Origin of the sequence: Streptomyces sp. NPDC001816, assembly GCF_042892235.1 — a bacterium.
GTDB lineage: Bacteria > Actinomycetota > Actinomycetes > Streptomycetales > Streptomycetaceae > Streptomyces.
In genome coordinates this window covers 308,500-324,999 of record NZ_JBIATY010000010.1, presented here as the reverse complement: position 1 = coordinate 324,999, position 16,500 = coordinate 308,500, and the positions used below count along the sequence as shown (strand labels likewise).

The 16,500-nt window shown below is 73.6% G+C and carries 12 protein-coding genes; 5 read left to right on the top strand and 7 right to left on the bottom strand.

Annotated features, from left to right (window positions below; genetic code table 11):
- Positions 1-13: 13 nt before the first annotated feature.
- From ACFYZZ_RS32240 to ACFYZZ_RS32230, 3 genes are read right to left on the bottom strand one after another with little or no spacing between them, the layout of a single operon-like run.
- Positions 14-409, bottom strand: coding sequence for a DUF742 domain-containing protein (locus tag ACFYZZ_RS32240; RefSeq protein ID WP_389183447.1), 396 nt, complete (start codon positions 407-409; stop codon positions 14-16).
- Between the two features lie 9 nt (positions 410-418).
- Entirely contained in the window at positions 419-853 is a 435-nt protein-coding gene (locus ACFYZZ_RS32235) for a roadblock/LC7 domain-containing protein (RefSeq protein ID WP_094220789.1), read from the bottom strand.
- Positions 850-3,654 (bottom strand): nitrate- and nitrite sensing domain-containing protein, encoded by a 2,805-nt coding sequence (locus ACFYZZ_RS32230; protein ID WP_389183444.1) that lies wholly within the window; start codon positions 3,652-3,654, stop codon positions 850-852. Before ACFYZZ_RS32230 ends, ACFYZZ_RS32235 begins: the two co-directional genes overlap by 4 nt.
- Positions 3,655-4,074: 420 nt before the next feature.
- Between ACFYZZ_RS32230 and ACFYZZ_RS32225 the strand changes: the two genes are divergently transcribed.
- Positions 4,075-4,608: a hypothetical protein gene (locus ACFYZZ_RS32225; RefSeq protein WP_389183504.1), complete on the top strand. Its 534-nt coding sequence runs from the start codon at positions 4,075-4,077 to the stop codon at positions 4,606-4,608.
- A 33-nt stretch (positions 4,609-4,641) separates the two neighbouring features.
- On the opposite strand, the gene ACFYZZ_RS32220 is transcribed toward ACFYZZ_RS32225, so the two are convergent.
- From ACFYZZ_RS32220 to ACFYZZ_RS32205, 4 genes are all read right to left on the bottom strand, one after another.
- Positions 4,642-9,312, bottom strand: coding sequence for a hypothetical protein (locus tag ACFYZZ_RS32220; protein WP_389183441.1), 4,671 nt, complete (start codon positions 9,310-9,312; stop codon positions 4,642-4,644).
- A 40-nt stretch (positions 9,313-9,352) separates the two neighbouring features.
- Entirely contained in the window at positions 9,353-10,243 is an 891-nt protein-coding gene (locus ACFYZZ_RS32215) for a hypothetical protein (protein ID WP_389183438.1), read from the bottom strand.
- A gap of 130 nt (positions 10,244-10,373) precedes the next feature.
- Positions 10,374-11,903 carry a hypothetical protein gene (locus tag ACFYZZ_RS32210; protein WP_389183435.1) on the bottom strand — a complete coding sequence of 510 codons (1,530 nt, stop codon included), beginning with the start codon at positions 11,901-11,903 and terminating at the stop codon, positions 10,374-10,376.
- Positions 11,904-12,026: 123 nt separating this feature from the next.
- On the bottom strand, positions 12,027-12,734 hold the full coding sequence (locus ACFYZZ_RS32205; RefSeq protein ID WP_386574976.1) for a GntR family transcriptional regulator: 708 nt from the start codon (positions 12,732-12,734) through the stop codon (positions 12,027-12,029).
- A 163-nt stretch (positions 12,735-12,897) separates the two neighbouring features.
- On the opposite strand from ACFYZZ_RS32205, the gene ACFYZZ_RS32200 reads away from it, so the two are divergent.
- From ACFYZZ_RS32200 to pxpB, 4 genes are all read left to right on the top strand, one after another.
- Positions 12,898-14,217 (top strand): MFS transporter, encoded by a 1,320-nt coding sequence (locus ACFYZZ_RS32200; RefSeq protein ID WP_389183432.1) that lies wholly within the window; start codon positions 12,898-12,900, stop codon positions 14,215-14,217.
- On the top strand, positions 14,214-15,053 hold the full coding sequence (locus ACFYZZ_RS32195; protein WP_389183429.1) for a putative hydro-lyase: 840 nt from the start codon (positions 14,214-14,216) through the stop codon (positions 15,051-15,053). The genes ACFYZZ_RS32200 and ACFYZZ_RS32195 overlap by 4 nt, the downstream gene beginning before the upstream one ends.
- A 64-nt stretch (positions 15,054-15,117) precedes the next feature.
- Positions 15,118-15,876 (top strand): LamB/YcsF family protein, encoded by a 759-nt coding sequence (locus ACFYZZ_RS32190; protein WP_389183426.1) that lies wholly within the window; start codon positions 15,118-15,120, stop codon positions 15,874-15,876.
- On the top strand, positions 15,873-16,490 hold the full coding sequence (pxpB, locus tag ACFYZZ_RS32185; protein ID WP_389183423.1) for a 5-oxoprolinase subunit PxpB: 618 nt from the start codon (positions 15,873-15,875) through the stop codon (positions 16,488-16,490). The genes ACFYZZ_RS32190 and pxpB overlap by 4 nt, the downstream gene beginning before the upstream one ends.
- Positions 16,491-16,500 lie beyond the last annotated feature (10 nt).

The window sequence follows — 16,500 nt, the reverse complement described above, 5'->3', positions numbered from 1 at the left end:
GCTTCCGCGCCGGTCACAGCGCCCGGAGGCCGTTGATCACGTCGCGCAGAATACTCTCGTCCGGCAGCTCCGCCGGGGGCACCGGACGCGTCACATGGACGAGTTCCGCGTGCACGAGGTCCCCGATGAGGACGCGGACCACCCCGATGGGCAGGTCGAGCTCCGCGGCGAGTTCCGCGAGCGACTGCGGTGCCGTGCGGCAGAGCCCGACGATCTCCACGTGCTCCGGGGAGAGCGTCGGGTCCGTCTCCGGGTCCCCGGCGTCGGATTCGGTGACGACCACCGCGATCAGATCGAGGCGGTGCTGGGCCGGACTGGTGGTGCGGCCGCGCGTCATGGCGTACGGACGGACGACCGGTCCGGCCTCGTCGTCGAACCAGTGGCTTCTTCCCTGACCGTCTACGCTCATGTCATCCCACTACCCGCCTGCGGGCAGATCGGTGCGCGGAGCGGCGCCCAGATGTACACCGACCCGCTTGACCAGCAGCGTCATCTCGTAGGCGACCTGACCGACGTCGGAGTCGGCGTCCGAGAGGACCGCGAGGCAGCTGCCGTCCCCGGCGGCGGTGACGAACAGGAAGGCGTCGTCGAGCTCGACCACGGTCTGCCGGACGCTGCCCGCCTCGAAGTGCCGGCCCACGCCCTTGGCGAGGCTGTGGAAGCCGGACGCGACCGCGGCCAGGTGCTCGCTGTCCTCCCTGGTCAGGTCCTTGGACACGCCCGTGGGCAGACCGTCGCCGGAGAGCACGACGGCCTTGCGGATGCTGGCGACCCGGTCGACGAGCTCGTCCAGGAGCCAGTTCAGCTCGCCCTTGTTGGTCTCCGTGTGGCCGGTGGCCTTCGGTGCGGTCATCGACCGTCCCCCTTAGTCGTTCCTTGTGCTGTGCCGTTCCGGGCGTCGCCCGCGGCATTCTCCTCACGGCCACGCTGCCAGCCCCGCTGGAGCGAGGCCATCCGGCTGCGGACCTCGTCGGCGTCGCGGTCGGCGGGCTGCGCCGCGGGTTCCGGGCGCCGTTCGGCTTCCTGCTTCAGCTGCGGGGCCAGGTTGGCCTGTCGTACGCGCCGGGGCAACGGCCCGGAGGCCGGGCCGCCGGTGGGCGGGACGCCGTCGTCCCGGCCGCCGCCGGAGGCGGGCGCCGCGGGCCGGGTCCGTCTGGGCAGCGCCGGGGCCTGGGAGGTCTGGTTCCCACCGCCGGCCGCGGTGGCCGTGCGCTCGTCGACGCGGTCGGCGAGTCCGGTGCGCCGGGCGGCCTCACCGCGGCGGCGGGCGGGCAGGGGAGCCAGTCCCCCGGTGTCAGGACGGCGCGGGCCGGCGGCGGGCTGCTCGTCCGGTTCGCCGCGGCGGGACCGTTGCTCGGTGACGGGCCTGCCGTGTGAGCTGACCAGCTTCGGCGTCTGGCGCCGGGGCAGCGGTACGGGTCCGCCGGAGCGGTCGGCGGCCGGGGTGTCGTCAGCGCGCGGGGAGGCGGGCTGATGGGGCTCGATCAGCCGGGAGGCCCCCTCGTCCTCGGCACGGCCGCGGGGGCGGCGGGGGCGGAACAGGCCGCCGCGCTCGCTCTCCTCGTCGGTCAGGGCACCCGGGAAGTCGTCGATGGCGTCCAGGTCCACGGGAGCCTCCAGCTCGACGGGGCCGTCCAGCAGGGAGGTCGGCAGGCCGGGCAGCTGCACCGGGGCCTGCAACCGGGCGGGGGTGAGGCTCGCCGCCGGCTCGGCTTCCTTCGAGGGGCGGTCGAGGCGGAAGCCGATGCCGTTGGTGTCCGGGACGTCGTCGGTCAGCAGCGCGTCGGGGACGAACACGACGGCGGTGGTGCCGCCGTAGGGGGACGGCTGCAGGGAGACGCGGACGTTCTGGCGCTGAGCGAGACGGCTGACCACGAACAGGCCGAGCCGGTCCGTGTCCGAGAGTTCGAACTCGGGGGTCTCGGCGAGCCGGAGGTTGGCGTCGAGCAGCGCCTCGGCCGTCATGCCGAGTCCGCGGTCGTGGATCTCCAGGGTGAAGCCGTTGGCAACCCGCTCGCCGAGGACCTGGACGGCGGTGTGCGGCGGCGAGAAGACGGTGGCGTTCTCCAGGAGTTCGGCCACGAGGTGGGTGACGTCGGCGACGGCGGGACCGGTGACCGCGACCCGTGCCAGCCGCCGCACCTCGATGCGCTCGTAGTCCTCGACCTCGGCGACGGCGGCCCGGACGATGTCCATCAGCTGCACCGGGCGGCGCCACTGCCGCGACGGCGCGGCGCCGGAGAGGATCACCAGGCCCTCGGCGTGCCGGCGCATACGGGTGGTGAGGTGGTCCAGGCGGAACAGGTCGGCGAGTTCGTCGGTGTCCTCGGTCCTGCGCTCCATGGTGTCGAGCAGGGTGAGCTGCTTGTGCAGGAGGACCTGGCTGCGGCGGGCGAGGTTGACGAAGACCTCGGAGACACCGGCCCGCAGTTCGGCCTGTTTGACGGCGGCCTCGACGGCTGCGCGCTGGAGGGTGTTGAGGGCCTGGCCGACTTCGCCGATCTCGTTCTTGTCGTACTCCAGCCGGGGCACCTCGGTCTCGACGTCGACCTGCTCCCCGGCGGAGAGTCTGCGCATCACGCTGGGCAGCCGCACACCGGACGCCTCGTGCGCCTCCAGGCGCAGCTGCCGCAGGTCGCGGATGAGACTGCGGCCGACGCGCACGGACAGGACGATCGAGAGCAGGAGGGCGACGAGGCCGAGGACGCCGGCGACGGCCGCCTGCACGATCACGCCCATGGCCACCGGCTCCGTGCGGTCCTGGAAGCGGTCGCCGACCTGGTCGTCCAGGGTGCCGAGTTCGCCGAGGACGCTCGCCGCGGTCGAGTCCCAGCTCTGCGCCGTGACACCGCGCGGGGCTCCGGAATTCGTGCCGATGGCGGTCTGTTCGGCCGCGCGCAGCGGGGCGGTGGTGGCGCTCTTCCAGAAGCGTTCGTACCGTTCGCGCTCCGAGGCGGGCAGCAGCGGCAGGCTGATGTCGTACAGGAGGGTGCGCTGGGCGACGAGGTCGGAGATGTCGCGGCTCTCGTCGTGGGAGAGCCTGCCGACCACCAGCGCCGAGCCGAGCAGGGCGTCCTCGCGGGAGAGCAGTTCGCGGGCGCGGTTCACGTTGACCAGGGCCCTGGCCTGCTTGTCCATGTCGACGTCGTCGATGCCGCCGAGGGCGTCCAGCAGGGTGTAGCAGGGGTCGACGAGCCGGTTGTAGCGGTCGAGGGCCTGGGCGCGGTCGACCGTGCGCTGCTCGACGCTGCGGCGCAGGGAGTCGAGGCTGTCGAAGGCGTCCAGGACGGTGGTGAGGCGCTCGTCGTCGTCCGCGTCCATGGCGTCGCGGACGTCGTGGTCCTTGGCGTTCCTGCGGATCTCGGCGACGGCCCGGTCGGTGGCGGTGCGGGTGCGGTGCAGCGCCGTGAGGGCGTCGGCCGCGCGCGGGTCGGCGAGGTAGACGAGGGTCTGGCGGCGTTCCTGCTGCAGGCCGCGGACGGTGTCCTCGGTGGGATAGGCGACGTTCTGGACGATGTCGGACACCTGGAAGAGCCGGGTGACCTCACGCCCTGTGAGCACCGTGGCGAAGCCCCAGATGGCAGTCAGGGACACCAGCGGCACGAGAAGCAGCGCCACGATCTTCCGGCGGATCGACTTCCCGCGAAAGCGCATGGCCTCCCCCAGCTCGACCCCCGCCGGTCGGGGGTACATATGTCCGTCAGCAAACGTGCGCGAGCCTACTACCGCCCCACAGGTATCTCGAAGACATGTCCGGAGGGTGAAGTTCCGCACCGGCGGCGAGACATGGCGAGTTGTCCGGGCATTGGGGGAGATTGCGCCCGGGATCCGGGTGCCCGTGACGGGACGGGCCGAGCTGTACGGACAGTCAGTTGGCTGGAATTTTTCGCAAGTGGGGAATCTTCGAGGGTGGTTGTTCGTCTTTCTCTACGGGAAATGGGGGCGGAATCGGCCACAGGAGCCGCAACCCGCACCCCGGCGGCGTAAAACAGCGCAAGCCGGGCAGCCACTGGGGAGTCGGTGTCCGCGGACACCGGGGCGAGCGGTGTGCCGGCGGTGGGGAGTGACACGGTGATGGGCACGGCGGAGCGGCGCGGGGCGTCCGAGAAGAGCGTGGCGGTGCGCTCGGCGGCGCGGCGGGAGCACGAGGCGCCGGATCGCGACATTCCGGCGCATGGGCCTGCCGGGGAGGCAACCGACGGTCAGGAGCAGCCGTATCACCGGCAGCTGTGGATCGAGGAACCGGCGCGCAGGCGCCGGATGCCCGACCCGGTGCGTACGGCGGCGGTGCGGGCGGTGCTGATCATCGCGGTGACGCTGATCCAGGCCATGGTGGCGTTCCTGTGCACGCTGGCCGGGTCCTGGCTGGCGTTCCCGATGGTCATCAGCAGCGTGGTCAGCACGGTGGTGGCCACGTGGGCCGTGGTCGACGTGTGGGTGACCCGCCAGGTGTGGAGCCAGCGCAACGGAGTGGTCTCCGAGCCGAGCAGCACGGCCCGGTCACTGCGCCGCGAGCGCCGAGCCAGCCGGCGTCAGGAGCGGGCCGCCCTGCGGGAGCAGGAGCGGATACGCCGACGGGGCGGCTCCGGGCAGCTGTCCCACTCCTGACCAGAGGGCGGCCGGCACGCGGCCCCGCGCCCCTCAGGGCGTTGTGGCTGCCGGCTTCTTGAACATCCGCGTCGCCGTGATCTCGCTGTGCACCGCCTCTCCGGCCTGGGGCTGCTGCGGCAGTCCGGGCCGGAGGTGTTCCTCCACGCTGATGTACTTCAGGCCCGCCCTGAGGTCGGCGTCGTTGCGCAACCGGATGACCAGCGGGAACTCGGCCAGCGCGGTCGTGTCGAACAGGCCGGTGGTGTACAGCAGCTGGACGCCCAGCGCGTCGGAGACGGCCCGCTGCAGCTCCAGCAGGTACGTCGCGTTGGCGCGGCCGATGGGGTTGTCCAGGAACAGCGTGCCGGCGTGCCGGTGCTTGTCGCGGCCCCGGTCGTTCGAGCGCAGGGCCGCCATCGTGCAGTACAGGGCGATGGCGGCCGTCAGCAGCTGACCACCCGAGAACACGTCACCCATCTGCCCGACGGGCACGCGCTCGGCGCGCAGTACGGCGTCGGGCTTGAGGATCTCGACGGCCACGCCCTTCGGCTGCAGCGCCGCCGCGACTCCGCGCAGCAGCAGGGACATGCCGTCCCGGCGCAGGTCGGAGTTCTTCTTGACGGCCGCGCGTGTGGCCTCGTCGATGACCTCGCCCAGCCGCTCGGTGAGCGTGGCCTGGTCGGGCTCCTCGAAGCGGATGCGCAGGAACTCCTGCCCTGACCACTCGCCGAGCCCCTCCGGGAGGCGGGAGAGCCGCTGGGCCGAGCGCAGGGTGGCGAGGGCCGACTCGACCAGTCCCCTGAGCCGGTCCACGATCGAGTCCCGGTTGCGCTCCAGCTGCGCCAACTCGTCGGTGAGGACGCGCAGTCGAGGCGCGAACGCGTCCGCCCACCGCTGGGCGTGCTCGGGCAGCGCGGAGGCGGGCAGCTCGCGGATCTGCTGCCGCGCGGGGGTGCGGACCTGCTCGTAGCGCGTGGAGTTGGCGTGCCGGACGAGTACGTCGCTCGCCTCGCGCACGGCCGACTCGGCGGCGGACAGGTCGGCGGCGCAGCCGCGCAGCGAGCGGCGGGCCTCGGCAGCGGCGTGCCGGGCCTCCTCCAGGCTGCCGGGGTACGGCTCCGGCTCGTCCTGCTCCTCCTCGGGGGTGTGCTCGCGCAGCAGGTCGCGGAGCATCGCGGCGATCTCCTCGAAGCCGTCGGCGGCGTCCTCGGCAGCCCGGTGGGCGTCCAGCAGTTCGGCGTGGGCCTCCCGGGCCTCGGCCAGCGCCTCGGTGCGGGTGGCGAGTTCGGCCGTGGCGGTGCGCAGCAGGGCCTGGGCGTGCTCGGCGTCGCGCGGGACGAGTTCCTCGGCCAGCTCGGTGTGCGCCTCGCCGTCCTCGGGGGCGTGCCGCTCCGCCTCGCCGCGCAGCCGGCCGAGCTGTTCGCTCGCGGTCGACATCCGGGTCTCCAGGAGCTGCACCAGCTCCTCGGCGCGCGCGGCTGCGGCCTGCCGGGAGGGGCCGTCGGAGCCGTCGGGCGACTGGAGCAGCTGTTCGGCGCGGGTGCGGACCTTGTTGCTGAGCCGGTCAAGTTCGGCGAGGGAGGCGCTCTCGTCGCTCTCCGCGCGGGCCTGCTCGGCTCGCAGGTCGGCACCGACGCCGACCTTCTCGTAGACCTGGGAGGCGGCCCGGTAGGCCTCGCGCAGGGCCGGCAGGGACGCCTTCGGGGCGTCCGCGTCCGCCACCGGTACGTCGTCGGGGGCGCCGGCGATCTCGGAGCGCTCGGCGCGCAGGGCACGCGCGGTGCGGCGGGCGTCGTCGGCGGCCCGCTGGGTGGCGCGGCGGTCCTCGTCGGCGGCGCGGGCGCGGTCCAGGCAGGTCTGGGCGCGGGCCTCCGACTCGGCGGCATCGTCGGCGAGTTCACGGAGCTTGACCTGCCAGCCGGCGCGCTCGCGCAGCCGGTAGGCGAGTCCGGCGAGGGCGTCGGCGGCACGGCGGGCCTTCTGCGCGGCCTCCTGCCGTTCGTCACGGACCTGCGTGGCCTCGGCGGCGGCCTCGTCGGTCTCCGCGCGCGCGGTGCGCGCCTCGGCCAGCTCGGCCTCGGCCTCCTCCGTGAACGCGCGCGCCTCCTGGGCGGCCTCGGCGAGTTCGGTGAGGCGTCCGGCCGGACAGCCGGTGCGCCAGGACGCGAGCCGCGCGGCCAGTTCGCGGTCCTTGCCGAGGCGGGCGGCGAGGGCGCGGATCTCCTCGTCGCGTTCGGTGGCCCGCGCGCGCAGCGCCTGCCGCTCCTCGTCGGCCGCGTGCTCGTCGTGCATGGCCGGGTTCGGCGGCACCAGGAAGACGTCACCCGGGGCGGCGTCGGGCGCAGGGGTCGGGGCGAGCAGGGCGGCGGCCGTGCCGACGGCCACGGCGGAGCGCGGCAGCAGGGCGGCGTCGCTGAGCGCCTCGCGGGCACGCGCGTGCGTGTCCGGGTCGGTGATGATGACGCCGTCGACCAGTTCGGGGCGGGCGGCGAGCACGCGCGCGTGGTCGGCGGGGTCGACGGCCTGCGCGAGGTAGCGCCAGCCGGGCAGCGCGGGGATGCCGTGCTCGCCGAGGAACTCGACGGTGGCCAGCACGTCCGGCCCGGGCGGCAGCAGTCCGCCGTCGCCGAGGGCACCGAGGATGCGGGCGTCGTCGGCCGCGGCGGTGCGCAGTTCGAAGAGGTGCCGTTCGGCGGTCGACACGGCGTCGTCGAGAAGCCCGCGCAACTCGTCCGCGAATCGGTCGAGTTCCTCGGGGCTGAGCGGGCTCTCGGCGAGGGAACGCGAGCCCTCGGACGAGTCGCCTCCGCGCGCGGGCGAGCCGTCGGCCGCTCCGGACCTGGGGCCGGGCACTCCGGCCCGGGCCGTCCCGGGCGCCCCCGGCAGGCTCAGCAGCTCCGCGAGCCGTTCCTCGGCGGCGAGGGCCTCGGCGAGGCGCCGCTCGGCCTCGTGGCTCCGCTCGGCCGCCGTCGCCGCGTCCGCAGCGCGGGCCGCGGTCAGCTCCGCGCGGGACTCGGCGGAGGCCGCCTCGCGCGCGTGCTCGGTCGCCTTGCGGGCCGCCTCACGGGCCGTGTCCCAGGCGGCCACGGCGGTCTTCTCGGCGTCGCTGGCGGCGAGGGCGGCGCGGGCCGGGTCGGCGTCCGGTGCGCTGTCGTCGAGCCAGCCCGCGCGGACCGCCTCGGCCGTCTCCTGCTCGACCTCGGCCAGACGCTGGCGCAGGTGCCCGGCCTCACTGCGGGCGCGCTGCGCCTCGGTGGCGGCGGAGGTGGAGTCCCGGTAGGCGGAGTCGCTGACCTCCTGGAGCGCGGCGGAGCGCTCCTCCTCCTCGTTTGCGAGGGCCTCGGCGCTCTCGGCGGCCGCGTGCAGGGCCCGTACGAGGTCCACGGCGGCCTTGGCGCGGGCGGCGAGCGCGGGCGCGGCGTCCCGCTCCGCCTCCTGGATCGCGGCGGACACGCGCGCGACGCGGTCGGCGGCGGCGCGGTGCCGCAGCACGGCTTCGGCGGCCTGCCAGGCGGAGTGCAGCGTGCGCGCGTCGGCCAGCTCGCGCTTCTGCGCGGCGGCGGACTTCTCGGCGGCGGCGAGTGCCAGGGAGGCGTGCCGGAAGGCGAGTTCGGCGGCGATCAGCGCGCTGCGCTCCCGGGCGCCCTCGGAGTGCGTGACGGCGTAGGCGGCGGCCGTTACGCGCTGCGCGAGGTCGGCGGCCCGCACCCGCTCCTGCACGGCCCGCGCGGAAAGGCGCCGGGCCAGCGTGCGGGTACGGCGCTCGGCGCCGGCGTGGATGTCACGCGCACGTGAGCGTGCCTCGGCGGCCTCGACGATCCGCCCGAGCAGGTCCACGGAACCGGCCGTGAAGTCCCGTTCGGCGATCAGCTCGGCACGCCGGCCCAGCTTGTTGCCGAAGCCGCTGACGAGGTCGGCGAGGCCGTCGGTGTCGCGGGTGTCGGTGACCGCGCGCAGCAGCAGGTCGGTGAAGTCGGAGTCCTTCTTGACCGCGAAGAGTCCGGCCGCCTCGCCCTCGTCGGCGTTCATCTCCCGCTGGTAGCGGAAGAGTTCGGGGTCGAGGCCGAGGTCGCCGAGGTGCTCGATCCAGCGGTCGTGGATCTCCTCCCAGTGCACCTCCAGATGCGGGTAGGCCTTGCCGGCCTCGGTGAGGGCGTCGCGGAAGCCCTTCATGGTGCGGCGGCGGCCCTGGGCGCCGGAGGCACCCTCGACGGGCGGCCGTACGGCGGTGGACTCGGCGACGGGCAGGTTGTCCAGGCTCAGGCCGGGGCCGGGCCGGAAGGAGTACCAGGCTTCGGCGAACTTCCGTGGATCGTTGGAGACCTGGCGTCCGCGCCACTCGCTGACCTTGCCGACGACCACGCACTCGCCGGTCAGCACGTGCTGCCACTCCAGCGCCACGTGCCCGCAGTCGTCGGCGAGCAGGAACTTGCGCAGCACGCCGGAGCTGGCGCCGCCGAGGGTGTTGCGGTGGCCGGGCAGCATCACCGAGAAAATCAGCTTGAGCAGCACGGACTTGCCGCCGCCGTTCTCCAGGAACAGCACGCCCGCGGGCGCGGGGCGGCGCGGCGGTCCGGCCGGCTCCTCCTCGAAGAACTCCGCCTGCATGGGCGCGGGGTCGGGCACGGGCTCGCCCACACCCCGCAGGTCAAGCACGGTGTCGGCGTAGCGCGCACCGGCCGGCCCGATGGAGTAGAGGCGGACCCGGGACAGCTCGTACATGGCGGACTCTCGTCAGTCTTCTGGCAGATCGGGGAGGTTGTCAGGGGTGCGAAGGCGCGTGGAACGGCAGTGCGGCGTCGGCCACCAGGTCCAGATCGTCGGTGTCGTCGGCGGGCAGCAGGCTGGCCGTGCCGTCGGTGACCGGGACGACGCCCAGCTCCAGCAGTTCGGCCATCGCGGCGCTGCCGGCCATGTCGCGCACCTGGAGCTGGTAGCGAGCCGTGGTGCGGTAGGTGCCGCCGTGGTCGTCACCGGTGCGCTGCAGGAACCCCGAGTCGGTGAGGAAGGCCGCCGCCTTGCCGACGATGCCCGTGGTGGATCCGGCGAGCCGGCGGGCGTCCTTGGTGGCGCCGGTCGCGCTGCGTCTGGCCCAGATCCGCCAGGCGGCCTCCAGCCCGGGTGCGTCGGTCGCCGGGTCGGTGTTGTCGCCCTGCTCCTCGGCGCGCTCCTCGAGGCGGCGGCACGCCTGGCGTACGAAGGCGTCGACGCCGTTGACGGTGATCCGGCCGATGTAGGAGTCGTCGGCGAGGTCCTCCGGGCGCGGGAACGCCAGCGCGGCCACGGCGAGATGGGCCAGTCCGTGCAGGAACCGGTCCCCCGAGTCGGCGGCGGTGCGACGCGCGTAGTCGCCCATGCGCACTGCGAACACCGAGTCCTCGGCGGCCGTCACGGCCATCCCCGCGCGCGGGGACACCTCCAGCACGACGAGTCCGAGACCGGCGGCGACGGCGTCCGCGAGCCGCGCGAACGCCGGGTCGTCACGGTAGCGGCGCAGCAGCTCCGTGTACTCCTGGTCACGCGCCGGCTGCAGCTTGGGCTGCAACCCGAAGGCGACGAGCCGCGCCGCGTCGGCGGCGTCGGCGGGGGTGACGGCGGTGGTCGCCGACGGGGCCGGGGCCTCCGTGTCACTCCACTCGACGTGCTCGCTCACGACTGCAACTCCTCGGTCTTGAAAACAGGGCTGGGGGCAGGCGCCCCGAAAGGGGCGCGGGGCTGCATCCATGTGCGGCTCCGCCGCGGGGCGCGACCAGCCACCACCGGCCCGCGCCCGGCAGACAACCTCACGCCGCCTCCGTCCGATCCGCCGCCATCCCGGCCGCATCCAGCAAGGCGGTCCCGACGATCAGATCAGCCCCACCGAAGTCCGGATCATCCAGCTCGGTCCCGTCGTCCACGGCGAACAACAGCTTCTCCTCGCCCTGGCGATACGCCGTACCCACGGCGGGACTGGCCGCATGGACCGCCAACAGGGCGACCAGGTACGCCAGATCGAACCCACCGGAATCTCTGGCCTCCGCCAGCAGCCCGGACAAGCGCCGCGGCGCATCGGCGGGCAGATCCAGCAACTCCATGGCCACGGCCAGCTGTTCCTCACTGAACCGGCTGTCGTCCGGCGTCGCGATCAGGTCGGGCTCGGGCATCTCCGCGCCCAGGTGCTCCCGCTCCACCGGTGGCGTCAGCAGTATGTCGACGAGGTCGGCGACCCGCACCGACACCGGCGTACGCAAGCCCGTGCCGTTGGCGAAGAACGCGTCCGTGACCCGGATCGCCTGTTCCAGGGGCAGCGGCAGCACGGGCGCGACCAGGTGTCCGTACAGGTCGATTCCGGAGGTCGCGGCGGGTGTGGCGAAGGCCTGCCGGTCCTGTTCGGCGCGGAACAGGGGGCCGGCCTCCAGCAGGCGCGACTGCAGCTGGGTGTGCCGCCGGATGCAGTCCTTGACGATGTCCACCAGCTCGGCGGCGCGCCGCTTGTGCTCGGAGTCCTCGGTCTCGTCGCGGGCCTTGCGGATGTTGGTGAGGATCGCGTTCTCGTGGCGGTACCGGTCGGCCACGTGGTCCAGGGCTTCGGCGATCATGTCGGGCACGGCGTGGAGCCAGTCGACCGCGCGGACGTTGCGCCGGGTGGCGTCGAGGGCGCGGCGCAGGGTCTCCGAGTACTGCACGGTGCGGTAGCGGGCCTGCTCGGCGGCGAGCTGGGCGTCGGCGAGGCGGCCGCGGTTGATCAGCACCTCCAGCTTGACCTCGGCGGCGATCTGCGCGCTGGTGACATCGGTGTCCAGGGCGCCGACCAGGACGTTGACCGCCTCGTCCGTCGTACGGAGGTAGACCGTGCCGCCGGGGCCGGGGACCTCCTCGATCAGCTTGAAGTCGTAGTCACGGCGGACATAGGTGCCGTCCGACGCGAACGTGCCGTACACCGCGCGGAAGCCGCGGTCCACGCTGCCGACGTTGATCAGGTTCTCCAGGACCCAGCGGGCCACGCGCTCGTGCTCGGCGACGGGGCGGTGCGGGGCCTGGGCGGCGATGCGCGGGACGAGCCGGGCCACGATCTGCTCGTGGTCGGCGCCCGTGTCGAAGTCCATGTTCAGCGTGACCAGGTCGATGGCGGCCAGGGCCACCTCGGCCATGCCGTACACCGAGTACTCGCCGGCCAGATTGGCCTTGCGTGCGTCGAGGTCGTGCAGCGGCGCGGTGCAGGCGAGCGCGCGCAGCCGACGGGCCAGCCCCTCGTCGGCGGCCGGGCCCGGTGCCGGGCGCGGCCCCGCGCTGAGCTGGGCCGGAACGCTGTCCGTCGATGCAGGCGAAGTCACGGTGCACAGACTAGGTCCTCGGTCTGACAACGACTAAAACGGCGCAGAAACGACGGCCGTCACAGACGCACAAGAGGCGTCGGCGCTGCCCGCAGCTCAAGAGACGCCTGTGTGGCCCGCAGCTCAAGAGACGCCTGTGCCGTCCTCGCCGACCCTCCGCAGGTACACCTCGACGACCCGCTCCAGCGAGTCCGCGAGATAGGTCTCCAGCAGCCGCTCCGCGCCGCGCCGGTCCCCGTCCTGCAGCGCCTGGAGGATCTGGCGGTTGCGGGCGAGGTAGGGCTCGTGCAGCCGGTGCGGGTCGTCCACGACGTGGAAGGCGAGCCGCAGCTCGGCGAAGACGCTGCGCATCAGCTCGTCGGTGCGTTCGCTGCCGGCGAGGGCGACCAGTTCCCGGTGGAAGTGGATGTTGGCCGTACCCAGTGCTTTCCAGTCATTCTCGTGGGTCGCCAGCTGCCCCTCGGTGACGGCGGCGGCCAGGCCGTCGAGCCGGTAGGGCGGCTCGCCGAGGCCCCGGACGACCGCGCACTCGACCAGGGCCCGGGTGCGGTAGATGTCCTCGACGTCCGCCACGGTCAGGACCCGGACGAAGACCCCGCGGTTGAGTTCGTGTACGAGCAGACGCTCGTGGGTGAGCAGCCGGAACGCCTCGCGCAGGGTGTTGCGGGAGACCCCGAGCGCGCCGCCGATGGCGTCCTCGGACAGGCGGGTGCCCGGCGGGAAATAGCCCTCGGCGATCCGGCTCCGGAGGATGTCGGAGACCCGTTCGGCGGTGCTGGTGCGCCCGAGGAGGGCACGGTCGTCGGCCAGTCCCGTCAGCTGCTCTGCCATGCCCGGAATTCAATCGCAGACCCCGGAACGAGACAACGTGGGTATTGAAGGATCGTTGAACGATCCTCTACGGTGCTCCGCACGCAACAGCTTCAGCACGGCACAGCTTCCGCACGGCACTGCTCAGTTCCCGCACCCTCCGTCCCCTCTCTGCGAGGTGCCCATGAGCACGACCCCTCCGCCCCGGCCCGTGACCGCGGGCGTACGACCGGAACAGGGTGAACACGCCGCCGAGGACGGCGCGTTCGGCTGGCTGCACGCCCTCGGCCCGCGCGGCCGACGCGCGTTCGCCGGAGCTTTCGGCGGATATGCCCTTGATTCGTACGACTACTTCACTCTGCCGCTGAGCATGGTGGCGCTCGCCACGTACTTCGGCCTCGACAGCGGCCAGACCGGCCTGTTCACCACCGTCACGCTGGTGGTCTCCGCGATCGGCGGTGCCGTGGCGGGCGTGATCGCGGACCGCGTGGGCCGCGTCCGGGCCCTGATGATCACCGTGATCACGTACGCGGTCTTCACCGTGGCCTGCGGCTTCGCGCCCAACTACGAGACTCTGCTGGTCTTCCGCGCCCTGCAGGGCCTCGGCTTCGGCGGCGAGTGGGCGGTCGGGGCGATCCTGGTCGCCGAGTACGCGAGCGCGAAGCACCGGGGCCGTACGCTCGGCGCGATCCAGAGTTCCTGGGCGGTCGGCTGGGCACTGGCCGCGATCGTCTACACGCTGGTGTTCTCCTTCGCCGGTGACGATCTGGCCTGGCGCATCATGTTCTGGACCGGGGCGCTGCCCGCGCTGCTCGTGGTGTGGCTGCGCCGCCGGGTGCACGACGCTCCCGCGGCGACGGCGGCCCGTGAACAGAACCCGCGGCGCGGCTCGTTCGCGGCGATCTTCCGGCCGGGCAGGGACGGCGAGCCCGGCCTGCTGCGCACGACGGTCTTCGCGGGCCTGCTGTCCACCGGCGTGCAGGGCGGCTACTACACACTGGCGACCTGGGTGCCGACGTACCTGAAGACCGAACGCGGCCTGTCCGTCGTCGGTACCGGCGGCTATCTGACCTTCCTGATCTCGGGCGCCTTCCTCGGCTACCTGACCGGCGGCCACCTCACCGACCGGCTCGGCCGGCGCCGCAACATCTGGCTGTTCGCCCTGCTCTCGGCCGTGTGCATCCTCGCGTACGCGAACATCCCGCACGGCGCCGACACCCTGCTGCTGGTGCTCGGTTTCCCGCTCGGCTTCTGCATGTCGGCGATCTTCAGCGGCTTCGGCTCCTACCTGAGCGAGCTGTACCCGACGGCGGTGCGCGGCACCGGGCAGGGCTTCACGTACAACACCGGCCGCGCGGTGGGCGCGGTGTTCCCGACCCTGGTGGGCTTCCTGGCCGACAGCTGGGGCGTGGGCGGTGCGCTGGTCTTCGGCGCGATCGGCTACGGCCTCGCGGCACTGGCGCTGCTCGGGCTCCCGGAGACGCGCGGGAAGGAGCTGGCATGACGCGGGTGAACCGTACCGAGGACCGGCCCGTTGTCCTCGCAGACGAGCACGCGCACGCGTGGCGCGCGAAAACGGCACGGGCCCGCTTCCGGGAGGGCCTGGCGGGTCCCACGGCGGGCGTCGCGGCCGGCAGCACTCAGGCGAACCTGATCGCGGTACCGGCCGACTGGGCCTACGACATGCTGCTGTTCTGCCAGCGCAACCCGAAGCCGTGTCCGGTGCTGGACGTCACGGACGCGGGCGCCACGGCCACCGTCCTCGCGGAGGGCGCGGACCTGCGCACCGACCTGCCGCGCTACCGGGTGTGGCAGGACGGCGAGCTGGTCGAGGAGCCGACGGACGTGCGCGCGCACTGGCGGGACGACCTGGTGTCGTTCCTGCTCGGCTGCAGCTTCACCTTCGAGTGGGCGCTGGCCGGTGCGGGCGTCCCGATCCGGCATGTCGAGCAGGGCCGCAACGTGCCGATGTACGTGACCGGCAGGCAGTGCCGCCCGGCGGGCCGGCTGCGCGGCCCGATGGTGGTGTCCATGCGCCCGGTGCCGCCGGAGCACCTGCGCGCCGCGATCCGGGAGAGCGGCCTGCTGCCGGCCGTGCACGGCGGCCCCGTGCACTGCGGCGATCCCGCGGCCCTGGGCATCGCGGACCTCGGCCGGCCCGACTTCGGCGACGCGGTGGACGCCGCTCCCGACGACATCCCGGTGTTCTGGGCGTGCGGGGTGACCCCGCAGGCGGCCGTGATGGCCTCGCGACCGCCGTTCGCCATCACCCACGCACCGGGCCAGATGTTCGTGACCGACGCCCGCGACGAGCAGTACCGCGTGGTGGGCGTCGACTGACACCGGCGAGCCGGCCACCGCCGGCGAGCAGCACGCGACACGAGAACCGGAGACACGGAAGACCATGACCGCGATCGATCTGAACGCCGACCTCGGCGAGGGCTTCGGCCGCTGGCGGCTGACCGACGACGAACAGCTGTTGTCCGTCGTCACCAGCGCCAACGTGGCCTGCGGGTTCCACGCCGGGGACGCGGCCACGATGCGCCGGGTGTGCGAGCTGGCCGCCGAGCGCGGGGTCAGGATCGGCGCGCAGGTCTCCTACCGGGACCTCGCCGGGTTCGGGCGGCGCGCGATGGACGTGCCGCCCGCCGAGCTGGCGGCCGAAGTGGCCTACCAGATCGGTGCCCTGGACGTGTTCGCGCGGGCGGCGGGGGCGCGCGTGGCGTACGTCAAGCCGCACGGCGCGCTCTACAACCGGGTCGTGCACGACGAGGAGCAGGCAGCGGCCGTGGTCGACGGCGTCCTGCTGGCGGACGGCTCGCTGCCGGTGCTCGGGCTGCCCGGCTCGCGGCTTCTGGAGCTGGCCGCGAAGGCCGGCCTGCCGGCCGTCACGGAGGCGTTCGCCGACCGCGCCTACACCGACGAGGGCACGCTGGTGCCGCGTGGCCGGGGCGGCGCCGTGGTGACCGATCCGGACGCCGTCGTGGAGCGCTCGGTGAGCCTTGCGCGCTCCGGCGCGGTGGTGGCGCACTCCGGCGCGAACATCCAGGTGCGCGCCCGCTCGCTGTGCCTGCACGGTGACACGCCCGGCGCGGTCGAGCTGGCCCGCCGGGTGCGCGAGCGGCTGGTGGCGGCGGGCGTGCGGGTGGAGGCCTTCGCGTGAGGGCGCTTCCCGTCGGTGACGACGCTTTGCTGGTGGAGGTCGCCTCGGGCGAGCAGGCGCAGGCCCTGCACGCGGAGCTGCTGCGGCGCCGCGCGGAGGGCTCGCTGGCCGTCCGCGAGATCGTCCCGGCAGCCCGTACGGTCCTGCTCGACGGCCTGGCCGACCCGGTCCGTTGGGCATCCGAACTGACCTCCTCCGAGGTACCGCCCGCTCCCCCCCGCGCGCGGGAGCTGATCGAGCTGCCGGTGCGCTACGACGGCCCGGACCTCGCCGAGGTCGCCGCCCACTGGGACGTGTCCGAGCACGAGGTGGCCCGGATCCACGCGAGCGCCGAGTTCACCGTGGCCTTCTGCGGGTTCGCGCCCGGCTTCGGCTACCTCACCGGGCTGCCCGCCCGCTACGACGTCCCGCGCCGGGCCACCCCGCGCACGGCGGTACCGGCCGGTGCCGTGGCGCTGGCGGGGCCGTACACGGGCGTGTACCCGCGTTCCTCGCCGGGCGGCTGGCAGCTGATCGGCACCACGGAGGCGGTGCTGTGGGACCACGCGCGCGTACCGGCCGCGCTGCTCTCACCGGGCGCGCGCGTGCGCTTCGTACCGGTGGGAGAGGCATGACCGGCCACCC